Origin of the sequence: Anaerosphaera aminiphila DSM 21120, assembly GCF_900129925.1 — a bacterium.
Lineage (GTDB): Bacteria > Bacillota > Clostridia > Tissierellales > Peptoniphilaceae > Anaerosphaera > Anaerosphaera aminiphila.
Genome location: NZ_FQXI01000001.1, coordinates 381,230 through 405,291 on the forward strand (window position 1 = coordinate 381,230; position 24,062 = coordinate 405,291).

At 30.8% G+C, this 24,062-nt stretch carries 25 protein-coding genes; 2 read left to right on the plus strand and 23 right to left on the minus strand.

Annotated elements, in window-relative coordinates; genetic code table 11:
• Positions 1–30: 30 nt before the first annotated feature.
• Positions 31–1,548, minus strand: coding sequence for a glutamine-hydrolyzing GMP synthase (gene guaA / locus BUB47_RS01910; protein WP_073183203.1), 1,518 nt, complete (start codon positions 1,546–1,548; stop codon positions 31–33).
• A 199-nt stretch (positions 1,549–1,747) separates the two neighbouring features.
• Here guaA and BUB47_RS01915 point away from each other — a divergent pair, with 199 nt between their 5' ends.
• Positions 1,748–3,382 carry a DUF1343 domain-containing protein gene (locus BUB47_RS01915; protein WP_073183204.1) on the plus strand — a complete coding sequence of 545 codons (1,635 nt, stop codon included), beginning with the start codon at positions 1,748–1,750 and terminating at the stop codon, positions 3,380–3,382.
• 107 nt (positions 3,383–3,489) lie between these two features.
• Here the strand turns inward: BUB47_RS01915 and trhA are convergent, their stop codons facing one another.
• The 6 genes from trhA to BUB47_RS01945 all read right to left on the minus strand — a co-directional run bounded on the left by trhA (position 3,490) and on the right by BUB47_RS01945 (position 8,419).
• Positions 3,490–4,146 (minus strand): PAQR family membrane homeostasis protein TrhA, encoded by a 657-nt coding sequence (gene trhA, locus BUB47_RS01920; RefSeq protein WP_083529028.1) that lies wholly within the window; start codon positions 4,144–4,146, stop codon positions 3,490–3,492.
• Positions 4,139–4,642, minus strand: coding sequence for a DUF1836 domain-containing protein (locus tag BUB47_RS01925; RefSeq protein ID WP_073183208.1), 504 nt, complete (start codon positions 4,640–4,642; stop codon positions 4,139–4,141). Before BUB47_RS01925 ends, trhA begins: the two co-directional genes overlap by 8 nt.
• 110 nt (positions 4,643–4,752) lie before the next feature.
• Complete coding sequence (locus BUB47_RS01930; protein WP_073183209.1) at positions 4,753–5,415, minus strand: RraA family protein; 663 nt, start codon at positions 5,413–5,415, stop codon at positions 4,753–4,755.
• Between the two features lie 47 nt (positions 5,416–5,462).
• On the minus strand, positions 5,463–6,815 hold the full coding sequence (locus BUB47_RS01935) for a sodium/glutamate symporter (protein WP_073183211.1): 1,353 nt from the start codon (positions 6,813–6,815) through the stop codon (positions 5,463–5,465).
• 46 nt (positions 6,816–6,861) lie between these two features.
• A complete protein-coding gene (locus BUB47_RS01940; protein ID WP_073183213.1) occupies positions 6,862–7,671 on the minus strand; it encodes a carbon-nitrogen hydrolase family protein in 810 nt (269 codons plus the stop codon).
• 16 nt (positions 7,672–7,687) lie between these two features.
• The gene (locus BUB47_RS01945; RefSeq protein ID WP_073183215.1) at positions 7,688–8,419 is read right to left on the minus strand and encodes a creatininase family protein; all 732 of its coding nucleotides are present in this window, start codon (positions 8,417–8,419) and stop codon (positions 7,688–7,690) included.
• A 192-nt stretch (positions 8,420–8,611) separates the two neighbouring features.
• On the opposite strand from BUB47_RS01945, the gene BUB47_RS01950 reads away from it, so the two are divergent.
• Positions 8,612–10,375, plus strand: a complete 1,764-nt coding sequence (locus BUB47_RS01950) for a sigma-54 interaction domain-containing protein (RefSeq protein WP_073183217.1) — start codon at positions 8,612–8,614, stop codon at positions 10,373–10,375.
• Between the two features lie 76 nt (positions 10,376–10,451).
• On the opposite strand, the gene BUB47_RS01955 is transcribed toward BUB47_RS01950, so the two are convergent.
• From BUB47_RS01955 to dapA, 16 genes are all read right to left on the minus strand, one after another.
• Entirely contained in the window at positions 10,452–11,063 is a 612-nt protein-coding gene (locus tag BUB47_RS01955; RefSeq protein ID WP_073183219.1) for a DsbA family oxidoreductase, read from the minus strand.
• Between the two features lie 115 nt (positions 11,064–11,178).
• Positions 11,179–11,721, minus strand: coding sequence for a P1 family peptidase (locus tag BUB47_RS10185; RefSeq protein WP_327021119.1), 543 nt, complete (start codon positions 11,719–11,721; stop codon positions 11,179–11,181).
• On the minus strand, positions 11,679–12,140 hold the full coding sequence (locus tag BUB47_RS10190; protein WP_327021095.1) for a P1 family peptidase: 462 nt from the start codon (positions 12,138–12,140) through the stop codon (positions 11,679–11,681). The genes BUB47_RS10185 and BUB47_RS10190 overlap by 43 nt, the downstream gene beginning before the upstream one ends.
• Before the next feature lie 181 nt (positions 12,141–12,321).
• A complete protein-coding gene (locus tag BUB47_RS01965; RefSeq protein ID WP_083529031.1) occupies positions 12,322–12,717 on the minus strand; it encodes a Fur family transcriptional regulator in 396 nt (131 codons plus the stop codon).
• 18 nt (positions 12,718–12,735) lie between these two features.
• On the minus strand, positions 12,736–14,259 hold the full coding sequence (locus BUB47_RS01970; RefSeq protein ID WP_073183221.1) for a catalase: 1,524 nt from the start codon (positions 14,257–14,259) through the stop codon (positions 12,736–12,738).
• A gap of 44 nt (positions 14,260–14,303) precedes the next feature.
• Entirely contained in the window at positions 14,304–14,960 is a 657-nt protein-coding gene (locus tag BUB47_RS01975) for a hypothetical protein (protein WP_073183223.1), read from the minus strand.
• Positions 14,950–15,354 carry a YbaN family protein gene (locus BUB47_RS01980; RefSeq protein ID WP_073183224.1) on the minus strand — a complete coding sequence of 135 codons (405 nt, stop codon included), beginning with the start codon at positions 15,352–15,354 and terminating at the stop codon, positions 14,950–14,952. The genes BUB47_RS01975 and BUB47_RS01980 overlap by 11 nt, the downstream gene beginning before the upstream one ends.
• A gap of 127 nt (positions 15,355–15,481) precedes the next feature.
• Positions 15,482–15,841: a VOC family protein gene (locus BUB47_RS01985; RefSeq protein WP_073183226.1), complete on the minus strand. Its 360-nt coding sequence runs from the start codon at positions 15,839–15,841 to the stop codon at positions 15,482–15,484.
• Positions 15,842–16,027: 186 nt separating this feature from the next.
• On the minus strand, positions 16,028–18,202 hold the full coding sequence (locus tag BUB47_RS01990; RefSeq protein WP_073183228.1) for an FtsX-like permease family protein: 2,175 nt from the start codon (positions 18,200–18,202) through the stop codon (positions 16,028–16,030).
• A complete protein-coding gene (locus BUB47_RS01995; RefSeq protein ID WP_073183229.1) occupies positions 18,192–18,941 on the minus strand; it encodes an ABC transporter ATP-binding protein in 750 nt (249 codons plus the stop codon). Before BUB47_RS01995 ends, BUB47_RS01990 begins: the two co-directional genes overlap by 11 nt.
• A gap of 84 nt (positions 18,942–19,025) precedes the next feature.
• Positions 19,026–20,030, minus strand: a complete 1,005-nt coding sequence (locus BUB47_RS02000) for a sensor histidine kinase (protein ID WP_073183231.1) — start codon at positions 20,028–20,030, stop codon at positions 19,026–19,028.
• Positions 20,027–20,680, minus strand: coding sequence for a response regulator transcription factor (locus tag BUB47_RS02005; protein WP_073183233.1), 654 nt, complete (start codon positions 20,678–20,680; stop codon positions 20,027–20,029). The genes BUB47_RS02000 and BUB47_RS02005 overlap by 4 nt, the downstream gene beginning before the upstream one ends.
• Before the next feature lie 18 nt (positions 20,681–20,698).
• Complete coding sequence (locus tag BUB47_RS02010; protein WP_073183235.1) at positions 20,699–21,355, minus strand: alpha/beta fold hydrolase; 657 nt, start codon at positions 21,353–21,355, stop codon at positions 20,699–20,701.
• A gap of 80 nt (positions 21,356–21,435) precedes the next feature.
• Positions 21,436–22,410 (minus strand): diaminopimelate dehydrogenase, encoded by a 975-nt coding sequence (locus tag BUB47_RS02015; RefSeq protein WP_073183236.1) that lies wholly within the window; start codon positions 22,408–22,410, stop codon positions 21,436–21,438.
• A gap of 10 nt (positions 22,411–22,420) precedes the next feature.
• Positions 22,421–23,170, minus strand: a complete 750-nt coding sequence (gene dapB, locus BUB47_RS02020; protein WP_200779462.1) for a 4-hydroxy-tetrahydrodipicolinate reductase — start codon at positions 23,168–23,170, stop codon at positions 22,421–22,423.
• 8 nt (positions 23,171–23,178) lie between these two features.
• Positions 23,179–24,060, minus strand: coding sequence for a 4-hydroxy-tetrahydrodipicolinate synthase (gene dapA, locus BUB47_RS02025; RefSeq protein ID WP_073183238.1), 882 nt, complete (start codon positions 24,058–24,060; stop codon positions 23,179–23,181).
• Between the last annotated feature and the right edge of the window lie 2 nt (positions 24,061–24,062).

Sequence of the window (24,062 nt, forward strand, 5' to 3'; positions counted from 1 at the left end):
TTAATAAAAGGATTACAGGGTTTTCACTATCTATTCCCACTCTATCGTTGCTGGGGGTTTACTTGTTATATCATATACAATTCTATTTATATGTTCTACTTCATTTACAATTCTATTTGAAACTTTATCTAATATTTCATAGGGAATTCTTGCCCAATCTGCCGTCATAAAGTCTGTAGTTTCAACTGCTCTTAATGCAAGAGTGTAGTCATAGGTTCTAAAGTCTCCCATTACTCCAACAGTTCTATTATTAGTTAAAACTGCAAAGTATTGATTTATACTTTTATCAAGTCCTGCTTTTTCCAACTCTTCTCTGAATATATAGTCAGCATCTCTTAAAACGTCTAGTTTTTCTTTAGAAATTTCTCCTATTACTCTAATGCCAAGTCCCGGTCCTGGAAACGGCTGTCTATTTACAAGGTAATCTGCAAGTCCCAATTCTCTTCCCAGTTCTCTTACTTCATCTTTAAACAACATTTTTAAAGGTTCAACTAAGTCTTTAAAGTCAACTACATCTGGAAGCCCACCTACATTGTGATGAGATTTAATTACAGCTGCATCCCCAATACCTGACTCTATAATATCCGGATAAATTGTTCCCTGTGCCAAGAAGTCTACAGATTTAATTTTTCTTCCCTCATCTTCAAAAACTCTTATAAATTCTTCACCAATTGCTTTTCTCTTTTCTTCCGGATCAATAATTCCCTTTAATTTATTTAAAAATCTCTCTTCTGCATTAACTCTTATAAAGTGCATTCCGGAATCTTTAAATGCTGCTTCAACTTCATCGCCTTCATCTTTTCTCATAAGTCCATGGTCTACAAATATACAAGTTAATTTATCTCCAACTGCCTTAGATAAAAGTGCTGCCGTAACAGATGAGTCCACTCCACCAGATAGTGCAAGAAGAACTTTCCCATCTCCAACTTTTTCTTTTATGTCATTTATTGCAGTTTTTGCATAGTTTTCCATAGTCCAATCTGCTTTTTGCCCACAAATTTTATATACAAAGTTAGCAAGCATTTCAATGCCATATTCAGTGTTATTTACTTCTGGATGAAATTGTAGTGCATATAATTTTTTATCTGTATTTTGCATTGCAGCAATTTCAGAATTTTTTGTTGATGCTATTGTTTCAAATCCCTCTGGCAATTTTTCAACTCTATCAACATGGCTCATCCAAACAGTGCTTTTATCAGGAACATTTTTAAATATTATTGACTCTTTAATATTTAATTCAGTTTTCCCGAATTCTCTTTCCTCTGCCGCTATTACTTTCCCATTTAAAACATGAGCCATTAACTGCATTCCATAGCAAAGTCCTAATATTGGAATTCCCAATTCAAATACTTCTGATTCTATCATTGGTGCATTTTCTTCATAAACTGAATTTGGTCCGCCTGTAAAAATTACCCCTGAAGGTTTTTTCTCCTTAATACTTAAAAGTGCTTTATTATATGGAACAACTTCACAATATACGTTTAAATCTCGAATTCGTCTCGCTATTAACTGATTATATTGTCCTCCAAAATCTACAACTAAAATCATTAAAATACCTCCTCTAATTATTCTATTATATGACAAGTCTTGCAATTATCCTATTAATTTTTGTCAATAAATAATATCTTTTTAATATTTGTTAAAAATAGTAGTAAAATATTACCCTTATAAAATTATATAATATATTAAAAGAAATTTTAATATATTTTTTTATATGTTAAAATTAATACTTAATAAGGAGGTTACTATGAAAAATATAAAAATATCAATTTTGTCTTTTCTATTTATTATTTTACTTACAACTAAATCATATGCAATTGAAGCTAAGCCATCTGCTCAAAGTTTAGTTTTAAATGGCAATCAAACTCCACTTCAAGGTTACAGCATTGGTGGATATAACTACTTTAAACTTCGAGACTTGGCGGCAGTACTAAGTGGAAACCTTGATTTTTCTCTAAAAGGCGATGCTGAAAAAATCACTATTAATTTAAGTGAAAATTATAAAAAGCTCTCTAATGATTTAAAATCTATACCAAATAAAAATGTAAGTGCTTCATCTAAAAAAATGAATTTGGAAATTTTATCTGCGGGCAATGTTAAAAACACATCTGTAGATTGTTATAATATTTCCGGATATAATTATTTTAAACTAAGAGATGTTGGAGAACTTTTAGGTTTAGACATTAGCTATAATGAAAGTTCTAATAGTGCAATTATGACAACGCCAATTAAAACATCAGACCTTATCTCTCCAGTTATTTCAACTACGCCCACTGGAAAAGTAGTTCTTGGAAATGAAAGGTTAATCAGTGAATATTCAAATTTAATTGACAATAAAAATATTGGACTTGTAACTAATATGACCGGAATTGACTCCAACGGAGTTAAAACTTACAACAAATTAAAGGACTATGCAAATACAAATTTAATGGCACTATATTCGCCAGAGCATGGACTTGACGGAACTGTTACAGCCGGAAAATATGTATCAAGCTATACTGATAAAAACTTAAACTTACCTGTTTATTCTCTATATGGAGAAACTAGAGAACCAAGCAGTGATATGCTTAAAAATATTGATGTCCTTATTTTTGATATGCAGGACATCGGCTCACGAACCTACACTTATATTTCAACGTTAAACTACGCTATGAAAGCTGCCTCTAAGGCAAATATTCCCGTTGTAGTACTAGACAGACCAAATCCTCTAGGCGATAAAGTTGAGGGGTTTGTATTAGAAGATAAGTATAAAACTTTTGTAGGTGTAGATAATTTACCTATGGCCCACGGTATGACTGTAGGAGAACTGGCAAAGTACTTTAATAGAAATATAAATTGTAATTTAACTGTTGTAGAGATGAAAAACTACAATAGGAATATGATTTGGCAAGATACGGGCCTGGATTTTATTGCAACAAGCCCAAATATTCCAAATATTCAAAGTGCATTTTTATATATGGCCACAGGTATAGGTGAAGGCACAGGGCTTGGTCAAGATGATAAATTTAATTTTGTGGGATCTAAAACTTTAGATTCAAAATCTTTTGCAGAAAAGTTAAATTCTTACAATCTTCCAGGAGTTACTTTCTCTCCTGAAACACGCGGCTCCAGAAATGGCGTAAGACTTAATATAAGTGACTATAAAGCTTTTAACCCCTGCTTGACAGGAACATATATACTTGCAACTGCAAACGAGCTTACTGACATCACAGTGCCCTCAGAATCTAAGGGAGTAATTCCAATGTTTGAAAAAATTATGGGCACAAATAAAATGGGTAAACTTTTAAAATCTAAAGCCAGTCCTGAGGAAATTGTAAATTCTTATCAAAGTGACTTGGAAAATTTTAAATTAATAAGACAAAATTATTTAATTTACAATTGATTTTATAAAAAAATACTTTAGTCGTAAAATGAAGTTGATTTAAAAAGCACTCTCTTCAAAATAGAAAAATTCTATTTAAAGAGAGTGCTTTTATTTTTTAACTTACCTTACACTGTTAAATATTGATATATTGCCACAAAGTGACAAATTGCCGCAGCCAGTACAAAAAAATGCCATATTAAATGGTTATATAGGGGCAATTTCTTTTTATAAAAATATGTTCCCGCTGTATATAAAACTCCTCCTGCCACAATTAATATTAAAAATATGCTCGATGTCCTATCTATCAATGGCTTTATTATTAACAGAGACAACCATCCCATTGCAACATATATTGCAACTGACAATTTTGTGTATCTGTCATATTTTCCATAAGTAAATATTTTAAATAAAAACCCCAAAATTGCTATAGACCAAATTCCCACTAAAAATGCTATCTTAGCTTTTCCTTCTAGTACGTGAACAACTATCGGAGTATACGACCCTGCTATAAAGAAAAATATTGCACTATGATCAAATATTCTAAATATCTTCTTTAAATTAGGCGCTTGAATTGCGTGATATATAGTACTTGTTAAAAACATTAAAATAAAACAACTTCCATATACTATATAACTTACAACATCTGCAGTACTTTCAACTCCCACTGATTTTACAATCATTAAAACTAAAAATACAATTCCAATGATTACTCCAATTCCATGACTTACACTGTTAAATATCTCTGCTATTAAATTTTTATTTTTTAAACTAATATCACTCATCTTCATACTTCCTAATATTCATCAAAGTATATTGAACATATAACTTTGATGCTACACATTTACATGCTATTGCTATTGGATCTTTAAAAGAATTCTTTTCCGAAAAATCTTCTAAAAAAAGTCCTTTTAAAGACAACTCCATTAAATCACAAAAATTGTCATAAGCTTCAGCATAACTTTTATTTTCTAAGGCAAGTTCAATACCCTCACTTATTTCTCCTATTGAAAATACTGTCTTTAACATAGATATTACCAAGAGTACCGTCAATTGGTCTTTATTGTATTTTTTCTTTACAGGTTTTGGCATTATTTTGGCCTTTACGTAATTATTTACCATAGAAGATGTCACGCTTTGATAAGAATCAATAATACTAAAGGGTTTCATTTGTTCCTCAGCTATTGAAATCAGCTGATCACTATATAGTTCAAATGATGGCATTTCTTCATATCTAAGTAGATTCCACGATTGAATTAAGTCTTTTATTTTATCTTCCATATTATCCTCGTTATTTAAAATCATATTATCTAGTTTCTAAAACTATGTTAACACGTTTTATTTATTCTGTCAATAAAAATAAGAACTTCAAAATAGAAGTTCTTATTTTTCTATACTTTTTTTAACTCATTAATATAACCTTGTGTGTCATTTTCTATTAATCTAGTTATATTAATAAAATCGCTCATTATTTTTCCTGATTTAAAAGCTTTTATCCACTCTTCTTCATTTTTGTCAGCTTTTTCTGCTTTTTCTATTAAGTCTTCAAGTAATTCAGGATTAATTACAATTACTCCATCTGCATCACCAAAAACTATATCTCCTGGATTTACTACTGTGCCACCACAATTGATTGGTATATTTATTTCTCCAGTAAGGCCAACGTGTCTTGTAGTAACTGGTGACAATCCTGAAGCAAAAACAGGAAAATTCATCTTTCCTATCGCAACACTGTCAGTTGCAGGCCCATCTACAACAATTGCCTCCATTCCCATTTCCTTTGCTAACAAAGCAACTATTTCACCACAACAAGAAAATGTCTTATCTCCACCTCTATCTATCACTATAACAGATCCTTTTGGCGCTCTTTCCATTGCATAATATACTATTGTAGAATCATCTCCTATAGCTCTAACTGTATATGCAGGTCCGGCAATTTTAGCCTCTTTAAAAAGTGGCTTTATCTCTGGTGACATATATCCACCTTCAATAAAATGTCCAATTTGAGCAGGATCTGTGGTCAATAATCTCTTTTTTAATTCATTGTCAAACATAATTTATCCTCCTTAATATTTTATAAATATTTTATTTATTCTTATTTTTATTCTCTCAATCTATTTTTATTTGTTCTACCACATATTACTTCCCCAGCTGCAAAAAATGCAACTAGTAAAACCACACTTATAATTATTACTAAATTTGGATTTTTCATTACTACTAAAGGTATTAAAATTGTATATGGTAGTTGGTATACATATCCCAGCGTACTTGCAATAGAAACGCTTTCTGTTGCTGATGTTTTATACTCCGGATCTATTACTTTTATTAATAATAAACCTGTGGCTAGTACACCCATTGTCATTCCAAATGCTCCTACCATGATTTCATACCAATCTGATTCATTCCATTTTTTTGACATATAATAAACTAATATATAATCCAAAGCTACAATTATAACGGAAATCACAACAAATGGTAACCAATATTTTTTAAATATTCCTATGGAAGTTGTTGCAATAGCAGAAGCAATCATATATTCCAATGCCAAGCCTGTAATTCTATTCATAGTATTCCTGTCTACGTATTCAACATATTTAGTTCTATTAAGAATAGTTCCTATAATTAAACTACATATAAAAGTTGTTGCAAATATTGGAAAATTTTCCATTACAGGGCTTATTTTTAAAAGAAAATATCTCATTATCATTCCGCAAATTATTACACATCCAACAAGTGCAAATTGCAATGCCAATGGATCTAAAGCTGACGGATTTGATACTCCCTCACCTATTGTAGTCCTTTTTCCTAAAGGGATATATCCTGTTAAATCTTCTTCATCAAGGTTATCTACACTTGCAGTGCTTTTTAAATATCCTTTTCTAATTCCTTTATTTATAAGTACCATGCCAAATACTACACCACAAATTATACCTATAGTTGCAAATGTCATACCTGCTCCTATACCATCGCTCCAATATCCTGATTCTTCAAAAATTACTCCAGCAGCATTTGCCATTCCATGTCCACCATAGAATCCATATACTGGCAATAGTCCAAACCCCATAGGCAAGCTTTTCATAATAGTCTTAGAAAATATCAGAGTACAAACTAAACCTACAACTGCCTGCATTTGATGCAGTGTTCCATTTATAAGTGTTGCAGATATTGCATTTTTATTAATTTTCCCCATTTTAATTCCAAGAAAAGTTGGTCCAAACACAAAACAAAATAACACTGTTGACCATTGAGGTACTGTTTCTGAAAATGGTATGTATATTGGAGAAACTTGTCCCAAAACTTGAGGTCCAAGTAAGAGCCCTAAAGCTCCAGCAATTAAAGAAACTGGTATAAAGTACTTTTGAAATATTTTTAATTTTTTTCTCAATAAAAATCCCAGTAATAGTAAAATACTCACTGAGGCAAAATCATACATTATTTGCACCAATGTCGTCATATCCTCACCTCCATTTTAATTTAACAATCTCTAAATTATAGCGTACTTAATTTGCCAACTTATATACATCACCCCTTCTATTTTTTAGTGATGGAACCTGACTTCTAACTTTATCTAAATAGTCTAAATCAATTTCTGCCACTATTACTCCAGGTTTATCTGAAGATTTTGCAATGACGTCACCCCAAGGATCAATCACCATAGATTTTCCATAAGCTACATATGTTGGCTGTTGACCCATTTGTGCTGATGCTACTATATATACAGTATTTTCAATAGCTCTAGCTCTTAAAATTGACTCCCAGTGATCTTTTCCAGTATTCATTACAAAATTTGCCGGAGTGAATATTACTTTTGCCCCTTCTAATGCCAAAATTCTATATAATTCAGGAAATCTTATGTCATAGCATATACTCAAACCCATTTTACACAATTCAGTTTCAACTGTTACAATTTCATCCCCTGGAGTCTTTGAATCAGACTCTTTATAGGCTGGACCATCAGCTATATCCACATCAAACATGTGCAATTTTCTATACTTCTCTATCATATTTCCATCTCTATCAAAAAACATAGTCGTATTATATGGTCTCTTTGTTCCGTTATCTTCAGAAATAGACCCTCCATGAATATATACTTTATTTTCTTTTGCCAGTTTTGAAAAAAGTTGAAAGGTATTTCCGTCTAGTCTTTCACTTTCAAATTCTTCTCCTGAATAATTTACATTTTCAGGAAATGATATTAAATCCACTCCTTTCTCAATTGCCTCTAAAGCATATTTTTCTATATTTTTTAAGTTTTCCTCTTTAGATGCAGTAGACTGCATTTGAACTACACCAATACTAAATTTTTTCATATAAACCCTCCTACATTTATTTTCTTAAATAATTATTAATAAAGTTTGATATTTCTTCTATCCCCTTTTCTACTACAATTTTCCCCTTTTCAGCTGTTGCAATTGTCGCATCACCCATGGTACCTGTTACAGAATATTCATCGTATTTTTTATACTTTTGAATACTTGGATACTCGTCTTTATACAGTGATGGAGAATTTACAGCCTTTTCCATATCAACTAATTCAGGATGTAAATACAACATTACAGAAGTACCAGATTCACTTGCATGTCCATGAGGAGCTTCAGATTCAAATATTCCTTCAAATTTCCAAATATATTGCCACCATCCAACTAATCCACATTTCACGTCGTATTCATTTTCCAATTCTTCCATAAGTGAATTTAACGGAGCTGTATTGTGTAAATGAGTATTTAATATAAAGAACTCTTTAAATCCCCACTTAATATAGCTTTCACATATATCTCTATACACCTCTTTTATATTTTCAGGTTTACAATAAACTGTTCCTGGAAATCCAAATAAATTAGACGATTGCCCCACTTCTAAACAGGGAGCAACTAGAGCATCTACTTTTTCAGCTATTAAATCAGATAGTTTATTTGCTACAATAATATCTGTTCCCAAAGGCATATGTGGTCCATACACTTCTATTGCACCACTTGGCACTATTAATGTCTTAGTCTCTTTTCTACGTTCATCAAACTCCTTCCATGTCATTTCTTTAATAAAATTAGTTTTTTTCATCACTATCATCCTTTCTTAATTTTATTATTTTTACTTCACTTATATATAGTGCAATTTTCATTCCAAATTTAATTTTTACTTATATTTGATTAATTAGCCATAGTTATTGTATAATTAATTTACATTCTTATATTTAAGAATATTTATTATTAAATATGAGAATATTCTCATTTTTGAAAGGAGTAATAGCTTATGGAGAAAATATTATTTGAATTGAAGCCTTTTTTAGATACTTTAGTCTCTTCTTTTTCTGCGGTTTTAAATTTAGAGTTCACAATAATAAATTCTAAACCCATTTCTAGAATTTCAGGAACTGGAGTATATGAAAGTGCATTAAATCAAAAGGAATGGAAAAACACTTACACTGATTATGTAATTACAACTAAAGAGAGATTAATAGTAATTGAGCCTGAAAAAACATATCCCAAAATTATAGATAAAGTTTCTGAATCTTACTATTCCATAATATTGGAACCCATAAAAATAAATGATGATGTTCTTGGCGTACTTGTTATTGCATCATTTGATGAAGTGCAGCAAAAATTTTTAATTTCAAATCAAGACAAGCTTGTCAAATACCTCAAAAATATTTCAGAATTAATCACCTCTAAAATACTAGAGTCAAAATTGAGAAAAGAAATTTTTGAATCCAATGAAAATCTAAAAGAAATTATAAATTATGTTAATGAAGGGATATTGCTATTTAATAAAGGTACAATTGTAACTAACTCTATTGCCGAATCAATATTGTGCTCAAATAAAGTAAATATATACAATAATTTAATAGTTAAAATTAAACAAAAAATTGATGAATCTCTTGAACATAGATCTGATATGGAATCTAAAATAATTGAAGAATATAACGATATTTATTTTATGTTGTTTTTAGAATTAAAATTTTTAGGAGAAAATAAAGTATTAGTTTTAATTAACACATTAGAAAAAATACAAACACAAAACTTTTCAAATTCACAACAAAATAATACATTTGAAACAATTATCACTCAAGATGAAAAAATGTTAGATTTAAAAAATAAAATTAACACATTTTCCAATAATGATTCTAACGTATTGATTCAAGGAGAAACAGGAACTGGTAAAGAATTATTTGCAAGAGCTGTACACGATTCAAGCTATAGAAATAAAAAACCTTTTGTTGCAATTAATTGTGCTTCTATACCGGAATCCCTTTTAGAAAGTGAACTATTTGGATATCACAGCGGAGCATTTACTGGCGCTAGTAAAACCGGTAAAGTCGGAAAAATAGTCCTAGCGAATAATGGTACACTATTTTTGGATGAAATAGGTGATATGCCCCTTTACCTCCAAGCAAAATTACTTAGAGTTTTAAACGATTCCTATGTAGAGCCTATTGGAAGTGAAAAACCTATAAAGGTAAACATAAGAATTATATCTGCCACAAATAAAAATTTAACTGCCATGGTTGAAAACAACGAATTCAGAAGTGACTTATTTTTTAGATTAAATGTCATACCCATGTACATTCCTCCATTGAGAGAAAGAAAAAAAGACATTCAACTGCTAGCTTCCTATTTTATTAAAAAGTACAATACTAAATTTAATAAAAATGTCAGAGGAATTGATATAGACACCTTAGAAATACTTGATAATTACAGCTGGCCCGGCAATGTCAGAGAACTCGAAAATACCATTGAATATGCAATGAATTTTAAAGAAAAGGGCAATATATTTCCTGAAGATTTACCAAAGAGAATATCAGAGGATAAAACTTTAAGAAAAAATACTTTTAAAGCTAAAAACACCTATACATATAACAATGAACTTACACTTAAAACAAATATGAATTTATATGAAAAATTTGTTATTCAAGAACAATTAGATAAATATCCTAAACCATTGTCAAATAAGAATTTAATGACGCTATGTAACAACTTTAATATAAGTCCTGCCACATTGTATAGAAAATTAAAATAGCTAAAAAACTTTAAAAGTTTTTTAGCTATTTTAATTTTAACAACTTTTAACTACGCTAAAACATAATAATAGAATATTATTTTATAATATTGTCAAATTCTTCAAAAGTTGAAGAGCTTTCAAGAGGGAGAATTTTCCCATCCTGCACAAATGTTGGCACTCCTCTAATATTTCTCTCTTGTGCCAATTTAATATCTTCACTTACCTTTTCAGTTAATTCTTCTAATTTAGAGCTAAAGTCTTTAGAGTCCAACCCCAGATCTTTTATTACATTTTCTATAAAAGATATTTTAGAATAGTCTTCTCCTCTTTCAAATCTAGCAGACATCATTCTTCTAAAATACTCCGCTTGTTTTCCAAACATTGTCACATATTGTAACCCTATATGAGCATTTTTTGAGTTTACATCTACTATTTTTTCTGCATCAAATTTAAGTCCTAATTCTGATGCTCTTTGTGTAATATTTTCATATATTTTTATAGTTTCTTCTACTGATTTATTAAATTTATTACTCATATTTAAAATAAAATTAATATTTTCATTGTCCTTGTCTGGATTTAGTTGAACACTTCTAAATCTAACTGTTGAAAGTGGCAAGTCCTTTGACTCTAAATACTGTATAAATCTCTCTCCTCCCATATTTGAAAATGGACAGGAAAAATCTATGTGAATTTCTACTTCCTTCATTTTAAATCCTCCTTATTAATAATATACTATTATATTTTACCCAATAAACATTTTATTAATATATTTCTAAATTTTAAACTATTTTAAGAGTAACTCATTTAATAAAATTAAAAATCTACAAATCTATATTTGCCAAAAATCCACCTATAGATTTAGAACTATATATACTATTTGCCACTGCTCTTTCTACTACTTGACTGGCTAGTGCTCCCACTAGACTCACATCTGACTTAACTTCACCTGTTGCAAGAGTAAATATAGTATCTCCGTCTGAAAGTGTATGCACTGGAAATATACTATTTGCATAGCCATTGTGTGCCATAGATGAAATTTTCATACACTCCGCTTTATCAAAAATTCCATTTGTAGCTACTACTGAAATTGTTGTGTTCTTTCCCTGATTAAAAGCACTGTAATCTGAATTCATATCCTTATAAATTTCTATTGTGTTCATAAATTCTCTATTAATTCGATCATAACAACCTGCAATTTGAATGTGTTTTTCAAAGTCAAATATATCTCCAAAGGCATTACAAATAGTAAGCGCAGATACTACTAAATCTCCAGCTTTTATAGTTGCTGAACCAAGGCCGGACTTCATTGCAAAATCATTTCCTAAAATTTTTCCAACAGTTGCTCCAGTCCCAGCCCCAATAATTCCCTGTCTATTTTCTTCTCTTGATGCTTTTTCACAAGCTCTATATCCATATTAAAATCGGGACGCACCTTCGAATCTCCACAGCCTAAGTCAAATATTACTGCACCCGGAACTATGGGAACTCTTGCAACTCCAACATCAAGTCCAATATCTTTTTCCTCTAAATACTTCATAACTCCACTTGCTGCATCTAATCCAAAAGCTGAACCTCCTGCAAGTAAAATCCCATGAATATTATTTACAAAATTTTCAGGTCTAAGTAAGTCTGTTTCTCTAGTTCCCGGCGCTCCTCCTCTAACGTCTACTCCACATACGCTTCCTTCGGGAGGAAGAACTACTGTAACTCCGGTAAGAGCCTCTAAGTCTTCAAAATGACCAACTTCTACTCCCTTAACATCTGTTAAATATCCCAAATACATTTAATCCTCTCCTTAAACTATATAAATTCCTAAATCTTCTATTAAATTTAATTTTATTTTCTCTTACTATATACCCTTACAAATTTACAATTTAAAAATATTTCAGTACTTTAAAAATTTAATATAACAATATAAAAAAAGAACTTCTTTAAACGTTGTTATTTAAAGAAGTTCTTCAATCTTATTTATTAGTGGAGTTTTTATTTTTACAATCCGGACAAATCCCCTCAAAAACAGTTTTGTGCTTGTCTATAGTGTATCCGGTTTTCATTTCAACTTTTCTATCTAAATCATTTTCATATGAAATTGGAACATCTGAAATTTTGCCACACTTTGTACAAACTATGTGATAATGTTGATCCAGGCGCCAATCATATCTATCTACATCCGGCATTTCAACCTGTTTTATTTCTCCACTTTCCACTAATAATTTTAAATTTCTATATACTGTACCCCTACTTATTTTATTATCTTTTTCCCTTACACTTATATATATTTGATCAGCACTTGCATGGTTGTGACTTAGTACTGACTCAAAAACCAGTTGTCTCTGCCGTGTATTCCTACGCTGCACCATAATTTTTCACCTATATTCTTAGATGGTTTCAGAAAGTGTAGCTTGAATTAACCCCTCATTGTCTAGCTTTGACAGTTCTATTACCTTGTCCATTGAAAGATCTAAAGCCTTTGTCATACGCTCTCCATATTCTTTATCTGCCAAGTAGCAGTGAACTGCATGGCGATATTTAATATTTACAGTTGTTGGAGCTATATCCGTAGCTGTATTTCCTATTAAAAGAGCTTTTTTATCCTCTTCCAATATTCTCCACAAGTCTCCTCCAGCTCTAAAGTTGTCATCTGTAGGATCATCTTTAGGGTCATACTGCCATACTGCACCTTCAATATCCAGTGGTGGTTCTTGAACTTCAGGTTGTGCTGTCCAATATCCATAGCTATTTGGAGTATAGGCAGGAGTTCTTCCATAGTTTCCATCTACACGCATTGCACCATCTCTATGAAACTCATTTACATCTACCTTAGCTTTATTTACAGGTATTTGATTGTGATTTATTCCCAAGCGATAACGTTGAGCATCTCCATATGAAAATAATCTACCTTGTAAAAATTTATCCGGTGAGAATCCTATTCCCGGAACTACGTGCGCCGGAGCAAAAGCTGCTTGCTCTACTTCTGCAAAATAGTTTTCAGGATTTCTATTTAACTCCAACTCCCCAACTTCTATTAGAGGATATTCTCCATGACGCCAGATTTTTGTTATATCAAATGGATTTTCATAGTGATTTTTAGCTTGTTCTTCTGTCATAATTTGAACGTACATTGTCCACTTTGGAAAATCTCCACTTTCAATTGCTGTAAATAAATCTCTTCCATGGTACTCTCTGTCCATTCCATTTATTTTTTGAGCTTCTTCATTTGTTAAATTCTTAATTCCCTGTTTTGTCTTAAAGTGGAATTTACACCATACACGCTCGTTTTTATCATTGTAAAAACTAAATGTATGCTCTCCAAAAAAGTGCATATTTCTAAAAGACGCAGGTATTCCTCTATCACTCATTACAATAGTTCTCTGATGAAAACTCTCAGGTAAAAGTGTCCAAAAATCCCAATTATTTTGAGCTGAACGCATTCCCGTTCTTGGGTCACGCTTTACCGCCCTGTTAAGTCCTGTGAAGTTGTGTACATCTCTTAAGAAAAATGTAGGTGTGTTGTTTCCAACTAAGTCCCAATTTCCCTCTTCAGTGTAAAACTTTACAGCAACGCCACGTATATCTCTTTCACAGTCAGCAGCTCCTCTTTCACCAGCAACTGTAGAAAATCTTATAAACACTTCTGTTTCAGTATTAGGCTGTAGTACTTTTGCCCTAGTGTACTTTGAAATATCATGTGTTACAGTAAATTTTCCGTGGGCTCCCCAGCCCTTTGCATGCATACGTCTTTCAGGAATTACTTCACGGTTAAAGTGTGCCATTTTTTCCATTAGCCACACGTCTTGCATTACTACCGGTCCTCTAGGCCCTGCTGTTATTGAATTTTCATTGTCGGCTATTGGCGCTCCCACTTCGTTAGTCAATTTTTTATACTTGTCCTTATTTTCCATAATACTCCCCCTTTTAAATTTACACATCTTACTAATTTATATAATTATATATAAATACACATTACTAACATCCAAATATAAACACAACTCTTTGGCAACATCAAAATTCCAATTTTTGGATTTTTCTTACTCCAAAGTACAACCGGAATATAAAACAAATAACTTAAGACAATTGCCAACCACATAAACTGAGTTGCACTTACTACATTTCTAAACTGATAAAAAAACATTGAAACTGCTGAACCCAGTAATATAAAGGGTATATTTCTATAAATCCCCCAATTTACTGATGATTCTTCATCTAGCCACTTATTCTGCGGAAATAAACACAATACAATTCTCATAATAGCTAAAATATAAACCACTCCTGTAATAATATTAAAATTTGCAGGCTCAAATAACATCAACCCTATATTCCACAAAATAATATAAAATACAGTCATTGTAATAGATGTTACAAATTTTCCAAAGCCCAATTGCCTTTGAAATTTTTCTCTCTCATCATATAATATAACTTTTATTCTGGGGATTAAGTGAAATGAATCTCCTGCCACTAATGTAATTGCCATAATTCCTGACAAAGTTTTTACACTTTTATCTGAACTTAGTAATAAATAAAATCCTATTCCCAGTGCAGATAATAAGTACAATATGTCAAATCCTAATTCAAAATATTTAAATATTTTTTTATTATTTTTCATTTGTCAATAATTCCCCACAGGACTTTTTCTCACTTCTATCTCTAGACACCCATAAAATATGAATCGTAACGGCAACTCCAATAAATCCTAATGCTAAACTCATAAGGAGCTTATTCATCTTTACCATAGAATAAATTAACATACCCCATAGGAATATTAAGCTTATTAAAACAGTTTTAAGTGGAAGTCCCTTTTTGGTTTTATAATTTTCTATATGCTCTTTAAAAAATGGTATTTTTAAAATTTTTGCATGTACCTTTGGTGTGCCACTTAAACATGCAGCTCCAAGAATTACAAAGGGAGTCGTTGGCCACACTGGAATAAAAATCCCAATTGCTCCTAAAGCAAGAAATATTAAACCAAATACTGCCAAAAAAATATTTTTAAATTTCATTAATCCACCCCTTTAATTATTTTTAATAGTCTTATTAGGACTCATTACTAATATATATATAAATCTCAATTTAGTCAACTAAATTATTAAATTTAATTTACATTTTTATTTTTAACTGCATATAATTTTAACTTTCTTCAAATAGTTGAATAGTATATCCATTAGGGTCTTTCAAAAAACAGAATTTAATATGTTCATTTGGAGATATAATTTCTGTTGGAATTATACCTGCTTTTCTTAAAGAATTAATTTCTTCTTCTAAATTTTCTACTTTTAATCCTATTGAAACTCCCTCACCCAAATTTAGCTCATTTAACTGATTTTCTTCTATTAATTCTATCTTTGGACTTCCCTTTTCTCCCATCATAGCTATTTTATTTACACTTGTTTCAAATCTAGCTGCTATAGGCAACTTTAAAACTTCACTATAAAATTTTACACTTTGTTCTAAGTTATTAACTCGTAAAGTTATCCACTTTAAAAACATAATTCCTCCTTGTACTCTTTTATAAATACTAATTACCATCTCACTTAACTTAAATTCCTTTACCATTTATACCCGTGAATAATAAATTTCATCTTCAAAAGTTATTTTTAAATAAAATATTCTATGCTAATTAAAAAACCCACTTCACTTTATAAAAATGAAATGGGTCGCATACAAAGATTTAATTTAGTTATCCCTTCTATTTAAATTCGCTAAGAACATATAGTATGTTAGTAAATAGTAAATTAAAAAGAGTATTAATATTATAAATAGTACAAAGGCAATACTTCCAAATATTTCAGCACCTACATAGCTCTTTATAACAGTTTTAATACTGAACATATACATCAGTCCTATTATAAGAGCTCCTGTAACTGAAATTATTAACGGTCTCCAAAAGGAAAACAGCAGTTGTTTTGAAGTTAGCTTTTGAATTTTCGTCTTTGAAATTCCCAGCTGCCAAAGTGTAGTATATCTCTTTTTATTGTATAGGGAATCTTCCAGCTCAATTAATGCTATAATTGTAAAGCTGATTAAAAGCAGTATTATAGCCAAGTAGTTTAAAATCAATTTCATTAAAAATACAGTAGTCGTAATAGTATTTTTTTCAAGAGTACGTATTCTTATAAATTGAGCCAAACCATCTTTTACTATTTCATACTCTTCGTTAAATAACCCTTCTAATTCTTCCGCTCTTTTAAAGTCAAGTTCTTCTGTTAGGTCCATATATAAACTTGAACCCACAAATGTTAAATTTTCTACATCTACATCATTTAAAATGTAAAGTGCCTGCACATGAGCATTATAAATATATTCAGGAATTAAAAAATCATAAACTCCACCTTTTTTTAGTTTAAATTCTCCAAAGTCTGTTTCCAACCCTTGAAAAATTTTCTCATCAAAGTCACTTTTATCTAAATTGTGCTTTACTTGAACTGCGTACTCTCCACTTCCTAATTTAATAGGCTCATATCCATTTATTTGAAGTAATTTATTGTATTCACTTAGTTTTAATGTTTCTATGGGAAAATCATATCTTAAACGTCTTTTAAAGTCCGACTTTTTTGGCAAATAAGTATCCAATACTACATATTCCTTAATAGAGATATCTTCTTTATCTAAGTAATTAAAAACTACTTTAAAGTCGTCCTTGTAAATTTTATCTTCAGAAGTTGTGCTTTTATAAGTTCCCACAACCTGCACATCTTGAGTCATTCTGCTATTTAAATATCCCTCAGACCAGCCTGTAATCATAGGCAGAATAATAAATATTAACACAGAAGAGTATATTACTAATGAAATTAAACTAAATACATTTCTATGTCTATTTAACTTTGAAGAAATTTGACCTTTTAAAAATATACTTTCCCAAGAACTGTCTTTACCTTTAAATTTATAAATATAAAAATAGTGAAATATTAGAAATCCCACATATATACCACTTCTCACAATATATCCAAAAGAAGTTTTTGTATCTCCGGGTAAGTTTATTTCCATAAGTCCATACACATATAGAATATTTAAAAATGCTAATATAAATTCAAATACTACTAATGCTTTTGAAATTATATAGTCAGATTTCTTTAGTAGTTTCATAACTACCAATGTAACTACATAACAAAGGGGTATAAGAAAAAGTGAAATATATAAAAACTTCCCTATAAATGGAATTCTACTGTCATAAAAACCTTTTAATGTAAAATAGCCTGAATAAGTGAGCCAACAGTTTACTATAAATGTAAGTATGTGAAATATTTTTATTGTCCTATCTCTATTTTTAGTTTGTTCTCTGTCTTCTGCATAAATCATGTCAATTATTTTCTTCTTCTTTAATTTATAGCTTTCAAATTTTCCAACTACTATAAATATTGCTATAAAAAATATAAGTGTATAAAATATTGTGTCGGGGTAGTAGGGAAAAATAAAAGTGCTGTTCCCGTCAAAAGTTTTAATTAGAAAAAAGTTAATAAACTGAGCTAGTAGTCCACCTAAAATTATTCCCAAAAGTGTGGCAATTGTTCCAAGTATTACAATTTCATTAAAAAACAGTGAACATACTTTTTTCTTGTTAAGTCCCATTAAGTTTTGAAGTCCAAATTCCTTTTGCTTTCTAAGAGATAAATAGCCTGTTACGTGTTTTACTAAAAATATTGAAATTAAACTCACTGCAGCCATTGAATAGCGAATTATTCCGTTAAATCTTGACAAGTCAAATACTACTGAAATATCGGGATTGTACCACTTTGAAGTTATAGAAAAAAAGGCATAATACACTGCACTGCATATCATCATTGTAATTATAAATATCCCGTAATCTCTATAGTCTTTTTTTACATTTCTAATAAGTATTTTAAAGGTCATTTATATCACCACCTAACACAGACATAGTTTCAATAATCTTATTGTAAAACTCTCTGTGTGTAAGTTCATATCTATATAAGTCCTTCCAAATTATTCCATCCTTTAAAAACAGTACTCTATCGCACCATGCTGATACAAAAGCGTCATGTGTAACCATAAGTATTGTGGCACCTCTGCTTTTTAACTTCTCCATTGACTCAAGTATGGTCTTAGAAGAACGACTGTCCAATGAACCTGTTGGCTCGTCTGCAAGAATTAGTGATGGCTCATTTATAAATGCTCTTGCAAAGGCACAGCGCTGTTTTTCTCCACCGGAAATTTGATTTGGATATTTATATAGTATATTCTCTATTCCCAAAAATTTTGCCAGTTCTTCAATTGACTCTTCTGACTTTTCTCCCTTAATGGAAAGTGCAAGTTCTATATTTTCTCTCACTGTTAAAATATCCAGTAAATTATAGTCTTGAAATATAAATCCCAAATTATCAGCTCTAAATTCACTTAATTTTTCTTCACCTTCATTTGTAATGTCCATTCCATTTATATATATATTTCCTGAAGAGACAGTGTCTATAGTTGAAATTAAATTTAATAGAGTAGTTTTCCCACTTCCTGACGGTCCCATTATTGCTATAAATTCATTTTTATTCATGGAAAAAGAAACGTCATTTAAAACCTTTACTATAAGTTCTCCCTGTCCATAATACTTTTCTACATTTTTAACTTCTAATAAATTCATATTACCACCTCTTGTTAAAGTTTAGCATTTCCTCAAACTAAAACATATTAAAACAGCTGTAATTTTTCTTACATTATTGTAAGATTACAGCTGTCTATTAAAATCTTCAACTGGAAATATTAGTTTTACACTAGCTCCACTTTCAGTATTCCTATCTATAGATATTGAAATATTTAATCTCTCACCTAATATTCTGGTAATATATAGTCCCATTCCGGTTGAATTTAAATTGTGAGCTCTTTCCCCTGTATAGCCCTTTTCCAATACTTTGTCAATTTCATGTTTATTAAATCCCTGTCCATTATCAATTACAAATAATTCTACAGCCTCTTTTAACTTATTACCCTTAAATATAATTTTAGGATGGTTGCTCCTATATTTTATTGAATTACTAATTAGTTGATTAATTATAAAAGTTGCCCATTTTTCATCAGTATATATATTAAAATCTAAATTCGATGTTTCAATTAAAAAGTCATTTTCTAAGAGAGCTCCCCTATTTTGCATAATTCCCAAACTCACTAATCTCTCAAGTTTAGTTTCTTTTATATAGTAATCTCTCTCCATATTTTCAAGTTTGGCTAAGTAGAGCGCCTGTTCAATTAAGTTAGATATCTGTTCAGTTTGTATTGTGATCTTTCTTGAAGTGTCGTCTTTATTGTTGTCACAGATTAAATTTATTGTAGCCAACGGATTTTTAATTTCATGAATCATAACTTCAATATAGTCTTTGTAGACACTCTTGTCCTTCTTTTCTCTTTTTACTTCCTCAACCATGGACTTTTCCATTATTTTTATTAACTTAACCCACTCATTTTCCTCTAATGGTAAATTAGACAACAACTCCGGAAACAAGTATTTTTTATCTAAACTGTTTATCATTTTATAATAGTTGTTAAATTTATTTTTTATCTTCCTGAAGTCAAAGTAGTAGTATACTGCAAAAATTACAATATAAACTAAACACAACATATATATTACTGCAGTTGGAACGCTGTAGCTAATTACTATTACAGAAGTTAGTAGTATTATTAGTAAATGAACTACAATGTCTATCAATTTTCCCCTTAAATAATTTAAAAAACTCATACTACATACCCCTGCTTTGGAACGGTTTTAATAATGTTTTCTATTCCAATACTCTCCAACTTTTTTCTAAGCCTGGACACATTTACAGACAGTGTATTATCATCTACAAAACTTTGATTGTCCCACAAAAATTCTATTAATTCCACTCTTGATACAACTTCCTCCGGCCTGTCAATTAAATAATCTAAAATAAGAGCCTCTGTCTTAGTTATAAATATTTCTTTAGAACTATATGTTATTTTATTTTTGCGAATATCCAGAGAAATACCTCTGTAGTTTTTTATATTTTCTGTGTTTTCTACAGTTAAAAGTCTTTTTATTCTGGCAAGTAGCACTCCTGCGTGGTAGGGTTTTTTTATATAGTCATCCGCACCTAAAGATAGACCCATTACTTCATCTATATTGGCATTTCTTCCCGTTAAAATTATTACGGGAATTTGTATTGTAGATTTAACATAGCTGCAAATTTCAAATCCGCTTTCATGAGGCAAGTTAATATCCAATAGTATTAAGTCAACCGTATTTTCATTTATTAAGCTCTTATAATCTCCTCCATCTGAAATCATAGAGTTATATCCATTTCTATTGAGCAACTCTTTTAACTCTTTTGCTAAAGAAGTATTGTCCTCTATTATTAGAATCTTCTTCATAGTTAACTCCTTTGCAAATTAACCTATAAATTCAATTATATCCTCTGCTAACATATCATTGTCTATTATATAGGACATATGGTCATGCCCTTTTAAATTAATTGCCTTGCCATTTTTAACTGAATTTGAAATTTCTTCTACAAACTCTTCTTTAAAAATATCATTTTCACCAAATACTAATAGTATTTCATTTTCTAGACCTTTAAATTCCTCAAGTTCAATTTTAGGTTCAGACAGCATTAATTTTAAAAGTGGATCTCCTGTTGCCACATATTTATTTCTTATTACATCTAATAATTCACTTTTTAAATTTTTCGCCTTTAAATTTGGTCCAAGCAATATTAATTTTTCTTGAATTTCAGGGCTCTTTAAAGCTATTAATATACTTATAATAGCTCCATCACTAAATCCAAGTACATTGGCTTTACCTCCATCTAACCCTTTAATAAATTCTTCAATATCAGATGCCATTGTAGTATAGGAGTAATCCTCTGTCTTTGTACTCTTTCCATGATTTCTACTGTCTATTGCATAAATTTTATAGTTATCTTTTAGCTTGTCAATTAACTTATAAAATATTTCCAAATTTTCTCCATTACCATGCAGCATTATAAGTGGTTTTCCCTCTCCAAATTCCTCATAATACAGTTCAATATCATTTATTTTTTTAAGCATAGTGCCCTCCTAATTTCTTATTCTCACTTCATTATATCAACTTATTTTTATATTAACAAAAAAGAACCCTATGGGCTCTTTTATAGTAATTTTTTTCTCTGTTCTTCCGGACTCATTGGAGATAAATAGGATATGGGAACGTCAAATACTGTTATTGCTCCAATTTTTCCCTCACTTCTCATTTTATATACTGCCCTTGCATAGGCAACGTTAATGGAAGATGTAAATTCAGCATTACTTTCAAGATTTAATTTAAATTCATATACTTGTTTTATTCCCTCTGATGTATTTCCAATTCTCAAAACTCTGCCGCCATGAATCATTCCCTTGTGATTTTTATTTAATTCTTCTTGAGTGACAAAGTTGACTGTTGTATTGTAGTCTACAAAGTAATCGGGCATTGTAATTATTTCAAACTCAATTTTTTCTCTGTCTGCTCCATCTTCTGCTACTACGTAACATACTCTTTGGTGTTTATCTCTGGCTGTTAAATTCAGTTTTTCACCATTTTTAATTCTCTCAATTACTTCTTCAACTGGAATTGTATACTGAGTTGCATCTTTAACTCCATCTAGTCTTCTAATTGCATCACTGTGTCCTTGGCTAACACCCTTACCCCAAAATGTATATGTCTCTCCCTTTGGAAGTATGGACTCTGAAAATAGTCTGTTAATAGAAAATAGTCCCGGATCCCATCCTGTAGATATAATAGAGAGATTATTTCCCTCTTTGGCTGACCTGTCTATTACACTGAAATAATCAGGTATCTTAGCATGTGTGTCGAAGCTGTCAACAGTGTTAAAGTTTTTAGATATTTCCGGCCCCTGCACTTTTAAATCTGTTGCAGAACCACCACAGAGTATACACACGTCAATTTTATCTTTAAAGTTTAAAATATCTTCCAAACTATATACGTCACTATTACTTTTTATAGAACTTGGATTTCTTCTAGTAAAAATTCCCACAAGTTCCATATCTTCAGTTAGGCTAATCGCTTTTTCTGCACCTCTTCCAAGATTTCCGTATCCAACTATAGCTACTTTTATTTTTTCCATAAAACCTCCACTAGAAGTTAAAAATATCTTTCATATTGTAAATCCCACTTTCTTTGCCCTCTATAAATTTACAGGCCTTTACAGCTCCCATGGCAAAAACTTTTTTTGACTGAGCTTTGTGAGTAATTTCAATTGTTTCATCTACACCCGCAAAAATTACAGTGTGTTCTCCAACTATTGTGCCACCTCTTACTGCATGGACTCCCACTTCATTTTTTTCTCTTGAGAGGTTTGCACCCTCTCTCCCGTCTTGTTCTGCAAGAGTATTATCTCTTCCTCTATTTGCTGCGTCAAATAACATTTTAGCAGTTCCGCTTGGAGCATCTTTTTTTAAATTGTGATGTTTCTCTATAATTTCTATATCAAAATCTGAAAGTCCTCTTGATAAATTTTCAACTACACTTAAAAGTATATTTACGCCAATACTCATATTTCCTGTAAAAAATATTGGAATTATCTTAGAAGCATCATGTATTTCTTGAACTTGCTCCTCCGTATAACCAGTCGTTGCAATTACCAGTGGTTTATTTTCCTGTTTCGCATAGTCCAATATTGAGGTAATTAAATTGTGATTTGAAAAATCTAAAATTACATCAATTTTTTCTTTTATATCGTCAAATTCCTGATAAAGTGGATAGGAGAGTTTTTCTCCTGTGCTAATTCCCACTCCTGCTACAATTTCAAAATCTTCTGCATTATTACTAATTTCAGTAACTGTTTTTCCCATGCCACCTGTGGCACCAACCAATAGTATATTCATAATCACACCTACAGTAAATTTATTTCTTTCATTGAATTTTTAAGTAACTCTTTTGTAGAATCTGAAGCTTCATATAGAGGAAGTCTCATTCCACCAACTTCAAATCCAAGCATATTCATTGCCGCTTTTACAGGAATTGGATTTGGCTCTACAAATAGCGCATCTATAAATTTTTTATACTTTACTTGAATTTCCAATGCTTCTTTAGTTTTTCCCTCTAAGAATAAATGTACCATTTCACTTGTCTCTTTTGGAATAATATTTGCAGATACGGATATTACTCCCAACCCACCTGCTGCAAGTAGAGGAACTACAACGTCGTCATTTCCTGAATACACTTGGAAATCTTCACCACACACTCTTCTTATTTCTATGGTGTGTCCTAAATTTCCCGTCGCATCTTTAATTCCAACTATATTTTTATGTTCTGCAAGTCTTTTTAAAGTTTCAGGTGCTATTGGCATATTTGTTCTACCTGGTACATCGTAGAGTAAAATTGGAATATTTACTGAATTTGCTATAGCTAAAAAATGTTCTTCAAGACCTTTTTGAGAAGTTTTATTGTAGTAAGGTGTCACTTGAAGTAGAGCATCTGCTCCAAGCTTTTCCGCTTCTACACTTAAATTAATGCCGTGTCTGGTATCGTTGCTGCCTGTTCCTGCGATTACAGGTATTCTTCCATCAATTACATCTACTGCACATTTTATTGCCTCTAAATGCTCTGTGTCGTTTAGTGTTGATGCTTCTCCGGTAGTTCCCGTTATTACTATTGCATCTGTGTGATTCTTTACGTGAAACTCTAATAGTTCTTCAAGTTTTTTAAAATCAATGTCTCCATTTTCCTTAAATGGTGTTACAAGTGCAACTCCTGAACCCTTAAAAATAGCCATAT